Origin of the sequence: Streptomyces sp. HB132, assembly GCF_016909575.1 — a bacterium.
Taxonomy (GTDB): Bacteria; Actinomycetota; Actinomycetes; order Streptomycetales; family Streptomycetaceae; genus Streptomyces.
On sequence record NZ_JAFBGA010000002.1, the window covers coordinates 403,682 to 414,732 of the forward strand.

Annotated in this window: 9 protein-coding genes; 4 read left to right on the forward strand and 5 right to left on the reverse strand. The window is 70.8% G+C overall.

What is annotated here, in order from left to right; all coding sequences use genetic code 11:
- Nucleotides 1-33: 33 nt before the first annotated feature.
- Nucleotides 34-1,032 (forward strand): phosphotransferase, encoded by a 999-nt coding sequence (locus tag JOC24_RS06095; protein ID WP_205019333.1) that lies wholly within the window; start codon nt 34-36, stop codon nt 1,030-1,032.
- A 59-nt stretch (nt 1,033-1,091) separates the two neighbouring features.
- Here JOC24_RS06095 and JOC24_RS06100 read toward each other — a convergent pair whose 3' ends face one another.
- Entirely contained in the window at nt 1,092-2,696 is a 1,605-nt protein-coding gene (locus JOC24_RS06100; RefSeq protein WP_205019074.1) for a protein kinase domain-containing protein, read from the reverse strand.
- Nucleotides 2,697-2,989: 293 nt separating this feature from the next.
- Here JOC24_RS06100 and JOC24_RS06105 point away from each other — a divergent pair, with 293 nt between their 5' ends.
- The 3 genes from JOC24_RS06105 (at nt 2,990) to JOC24_RS06115 (ending at nt 6,096) form a co-directional block, all read left to right on the forward strand.
- On the forward strand, nt 2,990-4,612 hold the full coding sequence (locus JOC24_RS06105; protein WP_205019075.1) for a protein kinase domain-containing protein: 1,623 nt from the start codon (nt 2,990-2,992) through the stop codon (nt 4,610-4,612).
- A 299-nt stretch (nt 4,613-4,911) separates the two neighbouring features.
- The gene (locus tag JOC24_RS33075) at nt 4,912-5,382 is read left to right on the forward strand and encodes a hypothetical protein (protein ID WP_307792641.1); all 471 of its coding nucleotides are present in this window, start codon (nt 4,912-4,914) and stop codon (nt 5,380-5,382) included.
- A 165-nt stretch (nt 5,383-5,547) separates the two neighbouring features.
- Entirely contained in the window at nt 5,548-6,096 is a 549-nt protein-coding gene (locus JOC24_RS06115; protein ID WP_078850494.1) for a bacterial proteasome activator family protein, read from the forward strand.
- A 266-nt stretch (nt 6,097-6,362) separates the two neighbouring features.
- On the opposite strand, the gene JOC24_RS06120 is transcribed toward JOC24_RS06115, so the two are convergent.
- The 4 genes from JOC24_RS06120 to JOC24_RS06135 all read right to left on the reverse strand — a co-directional run bounded on the left by JOC24_RS06120 (nt 6,363) and on the right by JOC24_RS06135 (nt 11,048).
- Nucleotides 6,363-7,349 carry an NAD(P)H-quinone oxidoreductase gene (locus JOC24_RS06120; protein WP_205019076.1) on the reverse strand — a complete coding sequence of 329 codons (987 nt, stop codon included), beginning with the start codon at nt 7,347-7,349 and terminating at the stop codon, nt 6,363-6,365.
- An 89-nt stretch (nt 7,350-7,438) separates the two neighbouring features.
- On the reverse strand, nt 7,439-8,581 hold the full coding sequence (locus JOC24_RS06125; protein WP_307792642.1) for a potassium channel family protein: 1,143 nt from the start codon (nt 8,579-8,581) through the stop codon (nt 7,439-7,441).
- Nucleotides 8,539-10,176 (reverse strand): molybdopterin molybdotransferase MoeA, encoded by a 1,638-nt coding sequence (locus JOC24_RS06130; protein WP_239579790.1) that lies wholly within the window; start codon nt 10,174-10,176, stop codon nt 8,539-8,541. Before JOC24_RS06130 ends, JOC24_RS06125 begins: the two co-directional genes overlap by 43 nt.
- Nucleotides 10,173-11,048: an NTP transferase domain-containing protein gene (locus tag JOC24_RS06135; RefSeq protein WP_205019078.1), complete on the reverse strand. Its 876-nt coding sequence runs from the start codon at nt 11,046-11,048 to the stop codon at nt 10,173-10,175. The genes JOC24_RS06130 and JOC24_RS06135 overlap by 4 nt, the downstream gene beginning before the upstream one ends.
- Nucleotides 11,049-11,051: the final 3 nt, after the last annotated feature.

The following is an 11,051-nucleotide window of genomic DNA, read 5'->3' on the forward strand; positions in this document are numbered from 1 at the left end:
GTGACCCTCCCACCTGTCCCTCCGGTCGGCGAGGTGCTGCGCCGCTACCCTGACGCCGGTGTGCCCCTAGCCTGCGAACCGCTCAACAAGGGCCTGCTCAACCACGGTTATCGCGTGTCGACCACCCGCGGTTCGTACTTCCTCAAGCACCACCTCGACAAGCACCACCTCGACGATGCCAGCGGCGACCACGCCACGATCGTCCGGCAGCACCGGGCGACCCAGCAGTTGCACTCGCTCGGTGTGCCGGTCGCCCCTCCCCTCGCGGACACACAGGGTGACACGGTCACGGTGATCGACGGGCAGCACTACGCCCTGCACCGCTGGGTGGACGGCCTCCATCGGGACGGCGCCCAGCTGACGACCGCCCAGTCGCGTCGGCTCGGCGCCCTCCTCGGTACCGTGCACATGGGTCTGGAGCAGGTGATGGAGTCGGATCCGCCGCCTCCGGTCCGAGGCCGGAGCCCGGATCCCGCCGATACGTTCACGCTGATCGACGAGTTGCTGACGGAGGCCCGGCGGCTGGGCCCGCGCGACGCGTTCGACGAGCTCGCCGTGCACCGTCTCGTCGAGCGCCGCGCCCTGCTGGAACAGCACGCGCACCGCCGTCCGCCCACGCCCGAGGGCTCGGCGAGAGGATGGGTGCACGGCGACTTCCACCCGCTCAATCTGCTCTACCGGGGCGCCGACCCTGTCGCGATCGTGGACTGGGACAGGCTCGGCGTGCAGCCGCGCGCGGAGGAGGCCGTACGGGCCGCGGCGATCTTCTTCGTCCGGCCGGACGGGGAGCTGGCGCTGGAGAAGGTGCGGGCGTACGCCCGCGCCTACCGCCGGTCGGCGGGCGCCGGGGCGGCCGAGCTGGCGGCGGCGGTGCACCGGGTCTGGTGGGAGCGCCTCAACGACTTCTGGATACTGCGCTGGCGCTACCGCCTGCACGACCGCAGGGCCGACCCGCAGTTCCCTGCGGTGTCGGCCCTGGCGGTGTGGTGGACGCGCCGTTACGAGGCGGTCGGCGAGGCCTTCACGGGGTGAGGCCCTCGCCCGCACCGCCGTAGTGACGCCGAGCGTCCCACGGGAGTGGTCCGGCGTACCTAGCCGGCGGTGGTGCCCGTCGCTCCCGCGGCGGCGCCCGCCGCGGTGCCTGCGGGGGTGCCGCCGGCCGTGGTGCCGTCCGTCGTCCCTCCCGAGTCTTCACCGGTGGTGCCCTCGTCGGTGGCTCCGTCGGTGGTTCCACCGTCGGCACCGGTTCCGCCGTCCGTCGTCGTACCGCCGTCGGACGTTCCTCCCGTGGCCGGGTCCGTCGACGAGGGCGTCTCCGAGGGTTCCTTCGTCGGCTCGGTCGGGTCGTCCGACGGCGTGTACGTGGGCTCGTCGGTGGGCCACGTCTGGCCGCCCGTGGAATCGCCCGGGTCCTCCGTCTCCTCCGTCTCCTCGTCCGTCGGCTCCGAAGTGGACGGGGTCGACGACGGGGAGGAGGAGGTGGAGGGCTTGGCCGGGGGCTTCTTGGTCTCGTCGCCGCCCGACGCCTGGATGGCGAAGGCGACGCCCACCCCGATCGCGATCAGAGCGAGCAGGACGAACAGCCACATCTTGCCGCGGCCGCCGCCGTTGTGATGACCGCCGGCGTACGCGCCGTCGTCCGGGTTCATGGGCGGCAGGATCGGGCCCTGCGAAGTGTCCCCGTGCATGGGGCGCCCCATGGCAGCCGTACTGCCGCCGACGTTCATCGCCGCCGTGCCGCCGTCGTGCGCGTCGACCGGGCCGGTGTTCCACGTACCCGTGTGACCGCCCTGGACCTGCAGCATCTGAAGGCTGTACTGGACGAGGCCGCGCATCTCCTCGGCGCTCTGGAACCGGTCGTCCGGATCCTTCGCGAGGGAGCGCATGACGAGCCCGTCCAGCTCCGGCGGGACACCGCCGGAGGTCTGGGAGGGCGGGACCGGCATGTCCTGGACGTGCTGGTAGACGACGGAGAGGGGGGTCTCTCCCGTGAACGGAGGCCGCAGGGCGAGCAGCTCGTAGAGCAGACAGCCGGTGGCGTACAGGTCGGAGCGGTGGTCGACCGCCTTCCCGAGCGCCTGCTCGGGGGAGAGGTACTGCGGCGTCCCCATGACCATGCCGGTCTGGGTCATCGTCGACTGGGCGCCGTGCAGCGCGCGGGCGATACCGAAGTCCATCACCTTCACCGCGCCGGAGTGCGTGATGATCACGTTCGCCGGCTTGATGTCGCGGTGCACGATGCCGTGCTGGTGGGAGTACGCCAGGGCTTCCAGGACCCCCGAGACGATGATGAGCGCCTGCTCGGGCGGCGGGGCCTCGGCCTCGAGCAGCAGGTCACGGATGGTGTTGCCCTCGACGAGCTCCATGACGATGTAGGGCACGGTGGCGCCGCCCACGACGTCCTCGCCCGAGTCGTACACGGCGACGATCGCGTGGTGGTTGAGCCCTGCGACCGACTGCGCCTCACGCGTGAAGCGGGCCTTGGAGACCGGGTCCTCGGCAAGATCGGAACGGAGCAGCTTCACTGCCACCGTGCGTCCCAGACGGACGTCCTCCGCGGCGTAGACCTCGGCCATGCCGCCGCGGCCGAGCCGGTGGGTCATGCGGTAACGGCCGTCTCCGACCACACCGCCGACACCCCAGGAGTCGGTGCCATCCGAGACTCCGCCGCCGTTTGCTTCGGAATCGGGTGCCATCAGTCCTCGCCGTCGTTTCTGTCCGCGCGTCCGCGGGTTCTCACGGTGCTTTGCTGCATTGCCACGTCACGCTACAGCCTCTGTGGGACACACCGGTTTTCAGAGTGACGGGCCATCCAATCGGCTCGCGCGCCGTACACGCAAATTGCATGCGCTTCCTGTAACGCTTCCGAGACGCTTCTTGTGCGTAGGGTCACGGAACGGGCACCTGGCTTGACGTGTCGTACCCCTCGGGCAGACTGGCCGATAACAGGGATGATCGCGTCCGTCGGGCGCCGAGGGGGATGCAAGTCATGAGCCACGACGGCGCACAGGGGCGCTACGCGGGCGGTTCCGTGGCCGGCGGCCGCTACCAGCTGCGCGACCTGCTCGGCGAAGGCGGCATGGCGTCCGTCTACCTCGCGTACGACTCCGCCCTGGACCGGCAGGTCGCCATCAAGACGCTGCACACGGAGCTGGGGCGTGAGCAGTCCTTCCGCGAGCGGTTCCGGCGCGAGGCACAGGCCGTCGCCAAGCTGCAGCACACCAACATCGTCTCGGTGTTCGACACGGGCGAGGACGAGCTCGGCGGCGCGCTGATGCCGTACATCGTCATGGAGTACGTCGAGGGGCAGCCGCTCGGCTCCGTGCTCCAGTCGGACATCCAGCAGCACGGCGCGATGCCGGCGGACAAGGCACTCAAGGTGACGGCCGATGTGCTGGCCGCCCTGGAGACCAGCCACGAGATGGGCCTGGTCCACCGCGACATCAAGCCCGGCAACGTGATGATGACCAAGCGCGGCGTCGTCAAGGTGATGGACTTCGGCATCGCCCGGGCCATGCAGTCGGGCGTGACGTCGATGACGCAGACCGGCATGGTCGTCGGCACCCCGCAGTACCTCTCCCCCGAGCAGGCGCTCGGCCGCGGCGTCGACGCGCGCTCCGACCTGTACTCGGTCGGCATCATGCTCTTCCAGCTGCTCACGGGCCGCATCCCGTTCGATGCGGACTCGCCGCTCGCCATCGCGTACGCGCATGTGCAGGAGGAGCCTGTCGCCCCGTCGAGCATCAACCGCTCGGTCACGCCCGCGATGGACGCCCTGGTCGCCCGGGCGCTGAAGAAGAACCCGAACGAGCGCTTCCCGAGCGCCGCAGCGATGCAGGACGAGATCGCGCGCGTGCTGAGCGCGAACGGCCCCGCAGGCGCTCCCGTGATCATCGGCGGCGGCACTCCGGCGAACAGCGGCTCGGGCGTCGGCTCGGCGGTCTTCCCGCCCGTCGACCAGGCCACCGCGCCACCGCACAGCGTGCAGACGCCGTACCAGCCGCAGCACCACCAGCCGGGCCCCTACGGCGCCCCGGCCCCGACTCCCACGCCGGGCTACGGCTACCCGCAGGCCTCTCAGCCGTACGGGACTCCTGCGCACCTGGGGCAGCAGTCCCCCCAGCCGTACACGATGTCCCCGCAGACGGCGGCCGGCTCCGGTGGCAACGGCGGCTCCAAGCGCAACATGCCGGTCGTCGTGGGGTCGATCGTGGTCGCCCTGGTCGCGATCGGTGGTCTGGTCGCCTTCCTGAACATGGACGGCAACTCGGAGAACGGCAAGGGCGGCGACCCGGGCTCCAGCGAGTCCTCCGCCGCCGACGAGCACAAGCCCCCGGAGCGGAACCGGACGATGGACGAGGACGAGTGCACCGATCCCACGGAGGACTCGAACGACCCGGCCAAGGTCCAGGCCCCGAACTTCGTCTACAAGGACATCATCTCCGCAAAGTCCTGTGCGGACGCGGCAGGCTGGACGGTCAAGGTCATCGAGGTGGAGGGCAACACCTACGCCGAGGACCAGGTCATCGATCAGTTCCCGACCACGGGCACAGCCGTGCCCGAGCGGGGCGCCCACTTCGAACTGCGGATCGCGACGGGGGACCCGGCCTGATCGGCCGCTCCTTCAGCTGTCCGCTTGCGGTGTCCGCTTCCGTCGTTCGATCGCGTCGTTCGCTTCCATGGTTCGCTTTCGCTTTCGCTTGCGGTGTCCGCTTCCATGGTTCGCTTTCGCTTGCGTTGTCCGCGTCTGCTGTTTTCGACAGGACTGATCCGGCACACGGATGAGATACGGCTCGCGAGCGCCTTCGGGATGCCGGACATATCTGGGCGTGTGACGCTGATCTCATGCCTCCAGGACTCCTGGCTCCACGGTCGTCACGGTGCGTCGCCTGCCTGGTGATGGTGGTCGGCGTGGCATTCGGACCCACCACGTGGGCACACGGAGACGGCGGAGCGACGACGTCCGCCCAGCCGGGCCACCTCGTAGCAGCGGAACCCGCGGGCTCTCCCACCCCCACCGCGAGCTCGTCCTCCGAGGAGTCGCCCCTGGCCGGGCGGCAGGCCGGGGAGGGCAGGGCGCGGCCCGGACGGTCGCTCGCCCCGCTGAAGGTCTCCGACTCCGAAACGGCGGGAGCCGACACCGCGGCGGACGAGACCGCGGCGGACCAGATGCCGCCGGATCCGGATCCTGTCGAGGTACCCGCGTTCACACCGCCACCCGAGGCGTTTCCGGAGCCGGGTGAGGCGGCACGGCAACGGCAGCGGCAGGCGCTTGACGAGCCCGCTCTGCGGCATGTGCGAGACGCTTCGCTGGGCAGCGGCATCGCCCTGGTCGGGCTGGGGCTGGCGTTTCTGGCGTTCCGCATGCGCCGGGCGCACTGACCTGGCCGACTTCGCGTCCCCTGGTGGCCGGTGCCCTCGGTGCTCGGCCCTCGGTGCCGCGTCCTCGGTGCCGCGCCCTGACATCCCGGCGCTCGGGACGGGGGTGATCATCCTTTTCCGGGGGCACCACCATGTGGTGAGGGCTGTGTGCGAGACAATGGCGTCATGGAGATGCCGAGGAATGAACGGTCGCAGGAGCACCCCCAAGTCCTCGTGGTGGGGCAGGACGGAATGGCCATCGGCGGTGGTGGCGGTGACGACGAGTCGCGCGAGGTCCCGGTGACGGAGATGGTCGAGCAGCCCGCGAAGGTCATGCGCATCGGCAGCATGATCAAACAGCTTCTGGAAGAGGTCAGGGCGGCTCCTCTCGACGAGGCGAGCCGGGTCAGGCTGAAGGAGATCCACGCGAGCTCGGTGAAGGAGCTCGAGGACGGTCTGGCGCCGGAACTCGTGGAGGAGCTGGAGCGACTCTCGCTGCCCTTCACCGAGGAGTCCGTCCCCTCCGAAGCTGAGCTGCGGATCGCGCAGGCCCAGCTGGTCGGCTGGCTGGAGGGCCTCTTCCACGGCATTCAGACGGCGCTGTTCGCGCAGCAGATGGCGGCCCGTGCGCAGCTCGAGTCCATGCGCCGCGCCCTTCCTCCGGGCGTCGGCCATGAGGACGAGGAAGGTGGCGTCGATCCGCACGGCCCGGCGCGTTCCGGCCCGTATCTGTAGCACCCGTCCTCCACCGACCGCGGTACGCACCGGGGCCCGGCACACGCGATGTCGCGATGTGTGCCGGGCCCGCAGCGTTTGTCCGTGGTCGTTGAACGCGGCCCACGCCTCAGGCCGTCTCGACGTGGCGCCGACTCGTGTCTGCCCGCCGACGCGCGGCGCCTGCTCGCGTCAGGCCTGCTCCGACGTGTGACACGTACTCGAGACAGCCCTGCCGGCGTGCGGCGCCGGCTCGCATCGCTGCTCGACGTGCGGCGCCGGCAACGTCAGCCCGTCTGCGCCGCCAGGAGGATCTTGCCGATGTGGCTGCTGGACTCCATCAGCCGGTGGGCCTCGGCCGCCTCCGCCATCGGCATCGTTCGGTCCACGACGGGCCGGACGACGCCGTCGGCGAGCAGCGGCCACACGTGCTCACGCACCGCCGCGATGATCGCGGCCTTCTCCGCGAGTGGCCGCGCGCGCAGCGAGGTCGCCGTGACTGCGGCCCGCTTGCTCAGCAGGGCACCCAGGTTCAGCTCTCCCTTGGCTCCGCCCTGGAGGCCGATGATGGCGAGACGGCCGTTCACCGCCAGTGCCCGTACGTTCCGGTCCAGGTACTTCGCCCCGACGATGTCGAGGATCACGTCCGCCCCCGCACCGTCCGTCGCCTTGCGGAGCTCTTCGACGAAGTCCTGCTCGCGGTAGTCGATGAGGAAGTCGGCGCCGAGTTCCTGACAACGCGCCAGCTTCTCGGGGCCTCCCGCGGTCACCGCGACGCGCGCGCCGACGGCCTTGGCGAGCTGGATCGCCATCGTGCCGATCCCGCTGGACCCGCCGTGGACCAGAAGGGTCTCACCGGGGCGCAGGTGGGCAACCATGAAGACGTTGGACCAGACCGTCGCGGTCACTTCGGGCAGCGCTGCGGCCTGCGTCAGGTCCACGCCGTCGGGCACGGGCAGCAACTGCCCGGCCGGCACAGCGACCTTCTCGGCGTATCCGCCGCCCGCGAGCAGTCCGCACACCTCGTCGCCCACGGACCACCCGGTCACCCCGGGGCCGAGTGCCGCGACGCGGCCGGCGCACTCCAGACCGGGGTAGGGGGAGGCACCGGGGGGAGGGTTGTAGAAGCCCTGCCGCTGGAGGACATCGGCCCTGTTGACAGCGCTGGACACGACCTCGACGAGAACTTCGCCCTCGCCTGGTACGGGATCGGGGACCTCGGCCCATACGAGCGCTTCGGGGCCGCCGGGTTCGGGGATCGTGATCGCATACATGGCCGCGAGGCTACTCCGTACACCGTCCCGGACGCGGGCTGACCTGGCTGCGCCGCGCCCGGTTGCTGCGCTGAGCCCTGGTCCTGTCCTCAGGACCGCTGGTTGGGCTGCTGGGGATGGCTCGTCGGCGAGGTGTGCAGCGGTGAGGCCCGCACGATCGTGATCACCCGGTCAGTCAGTTGCAGGGGACTGGCCGCCGGATCGTCGTAACCGAGGAGCCGGTGGCCACGCAGAACACTGACCACCAGGTCGTCGGTCTCCCGGACGTTCCTGCCCACCTCGGCCTTTATCACCGGCCGTTCGACCAGGTCGAGTCCGCTGCCCTGCTGGATCAGGTCCTCCATCACCGTGCCGGCACTGGGACTGAGGACGGACAGCCCGAGCAGACGGCCCGCAGCGCTCGCACTGGTGATCACGGCATCGGCGCCGGACTGCCGCAGCAGTGGCGCGTTCTCCTCCTCGCGCACGGCCGCCACGATCTTCGCGCCCCGATTGAGCTGACGCGCGGTCAAGGCGACAAGTACGGCGGTGTCATCGCGCTGGGTGGCGATGATGATCTGACGAGCCTTCTGAAGTTCGGCTCGCAACAGCACATCGCTGCGCGTCGCGTCACCCAGCACACCGACGAATCCTTCGGCGTTGGCGGCTTCGATCACCTTGCCGGCCGGGTCGACGATGACGATCTGGTCCTTCTTCAGGCCGGTGGCACAGAGCGTCTGGATCGCCGATCGGCCCTTCGTGCCGAACCCGACGACCACGGTGTGTTCACGCAAGTTGCTTCTCCAACGGTTCAGCCGAAAGTCCTCCCGGGTCCGTTCCGTCAGGACCTCAAGGGTGGTACCGACCAGGATGATCAGGAAGAGCACGCGCAGCGGGGTCACCAGCACCACGTTCACGAGCCGGGCAGGGTCGCTGTACGGGACGATGTCGCCGTAGCCGGTCGTCGACAGCGTGACTGTGGCGTAGTAGACGGCGTCGAGGAAGTCGACCTTGTTGTCGGCGTTGTCGTGGTACCCGCTCCGGTCGGCCCAGACGATGAACACCGTGGCGGCCAGCACCGTGAGAGCCATCGCCAATCGCTTGGCGACCTGACGCAGCGGCCTGTCGACCACCCGACGGGGCAGAAGTACCCGGGTCGGGACGACATGTTCGTCCGCACGCCTGGCCATTGCGTCGTGGCCGGGAAGTTTCACGTGAAACACCCTTCCGTCCACGGCGATGCCGAGGCCCACGGTAGATCGAGGATCTCCACCTCGGTGCCGGACCGTACCCCGCCGGGCGGCACCACGGCCAGCCCGTCCGCGGCGGCCATCCCCCGGAGCATGGCGGGGCCGTTGTAATGGAGGGGCACGACGCCTTCCTCGCGATGGACCACGGGGATCAGCCGGGTGTCATGCGGGTGCCCGTGCACCTCTTCGTGGACGGGTGCGCCGTAGCGGTCCTGGGCGGGCCTGCCTGCGAGTCCCCGCAGCAGGGGCTCGGCCAGCGTCAGCAGCCCGGACACCGCAGCGAGGGGGTTGCCGGGCAGGCCCACGAGGCAAGGGCCACCCGCGGCGAGTCGCGCCAGCAGCATCGGATGACCGGGACGCACAGCCACCCCGTCGACCAGCAGCTCGGCTCCGATGCCGGCGAGGACCGGGTGGACATGGTCCACCGGGCCGGATGCCGTCCCACCCGTGGTGAGGATGAGATCGGCATCGGACGAGATGAGAGCTTGACGGAGCGCCTCGGCGTCATCGCCGAGGCGCCTGGGCTCGGCGACCTCAGCCCCCAGAGCGCGGAGCCAAGGGGCCAGCATGGGGCCGAGCGCGTCCCTGATCAGCCCTTCCCGTGGGAGCCCCGCGGTGAGGAGCTCGTCACCGAGGACGAAGACGTCCACGCGGGGGCGCGGTGCGGCCACGAGGGCGTCGTAACCCGCGGCAGCCGCCAGTCCGAGAACGGGCGGAGTCACCACGGTTCCCACGGGGAGGAGTTCGTCACCGGACCGGCATTCCTGGCCCCGGGGCCGAATGTCCTGGCCGGGGAGGACTTCACGGGTGGCGTGCAGCAGACCCTTGGCCTCGTCGTAGCGTGCGTGCTCGCTGCGGATGACGGCGGTGGCATCCGCCGGTAGGCGTGCGCCGGTTGCGATCCGGAGGGCTTGACCGTCCGGCAGCGGTTCCGACGCACCGCGCCCGGCGAGCAGCCCTTCGCCCTCCCGCACTGCCCAGGGGCCCGGCCCCGCGACAGCCCAGCCGTCCATCGCCGAGGTGTCGAACGGCGGCAGATCGGTGAGCGCGACAACGGCCTCGACCAGGACATGCCCGAGAGCCCGGTCCAGAGGGAGCCGGTGGGCGCCCAGCGGAGCAGCACGACCGAGACGCTCGGCCAGGGCATGTGCGTCCGCCCAGGCGGTGGCCCTTACCCGGTGGGCGCCCGAAGAGGAGGGGTCACGTCGAGCCGACGAGGCACCGTGTCGGCTGGAAGGGCCCGCAGGTGCCGGGCCGCCCGGCCCACCCGAGGCCGGGTCAGGGGAACCCGGTGGCGGGGAGCCTGGAGTGCGGGAGCCGGGGGTGGGGAAACCCGATGGCGGGGAGCCTGGAGTGCGGGAGCCGGGGGTGGGGGTGGTGTGCGTGTCCGGCTCTGTCGGCGTCGGCGAGGAAGCCGAAGTCGCCATGCCGGACGGATCCCGCGGGGCATGCCCCGCCGGCGGCTGACGTCCGACGAGGGCCAGTGCCTGTTCGACGGCCCGTTCCTCCTCGGCCGCCCGTTCCTCCTCGGCCGCCCGCGCCTCTTCGGCCGCCCGTTTCTCTTCGGCCGCCCGCGCTTCGCCTCGGGGCGCGGTCATGGCGCACCGGGACCGCTGCCCGCCTCCGTTTCCTCCTCCCACCGGAGCGCGAGGGCAGTGGCCTTGCGAGAGACTTCGGCCACCGCCTCAGCCGCGGCCTCCGGGCTCTTGCCGCTGCTGGCCATCGCCGCCGCGTACCCCACCAGGAAGGTGGTCAGCGGCGCGGCCGGCCGGGCGACACCGTGCGCGGCATCACGGGCGAGGTCGAGCAGGACGTCGGTGTCGACGTCGAGTTCGATGCCCAGTTCGTTCTTGACTGCGGTGATCCATTCGTCCAGCACGGTCCCATGCTCCCTGATCCGCGTCCTGGCGGCAGCAATGTCTTCCCAGGTGTCGCAGTCGAACGAGGCGAGCGGACCGGCCTGCACGCGTGCAAGATCCAGCTCGGCCGTCAGCAACCGCAGCGGGAGACCGGCGAGGCTGCCGTACTCGGTGGCGAGAAGGGCGAGCTCACGGCGCAGGGGCTCGGCACGGTAGACGGCGACCAGCGGCTGGTCCCGGCCGTCCGGATCCGTACACAGAGCGCCCTCGCGGGCGTCCGAATCCGCTGCGGCGAGCAACGCGCGCACGGTCTCCTCCCCCAGGAACGGCAGATCCGCTGAGAGCACCAGGACGCTCTCCGCATCCGTGTGACGTACGCCCGCCCCGAGCGCGGCCAAGGGGCCTCCGCCCGCAGGCACTTCCCGCGCCCAGGTGACGGGGCGCACGGTGGGTCTGCGCCCGCCCACCACCACGGTGTGCCCGGCTTCGGCGCAGACGGCGAGCACCCTGTCGAGCAGTGCACGGCCGCCCACGCGAAGCCCTGGCTTGTCGGCTCCCCCGAGGCGTTTCGCAGCCCCTCCGGCAAGAACGATGGCGTCATACGCGGTCATGCC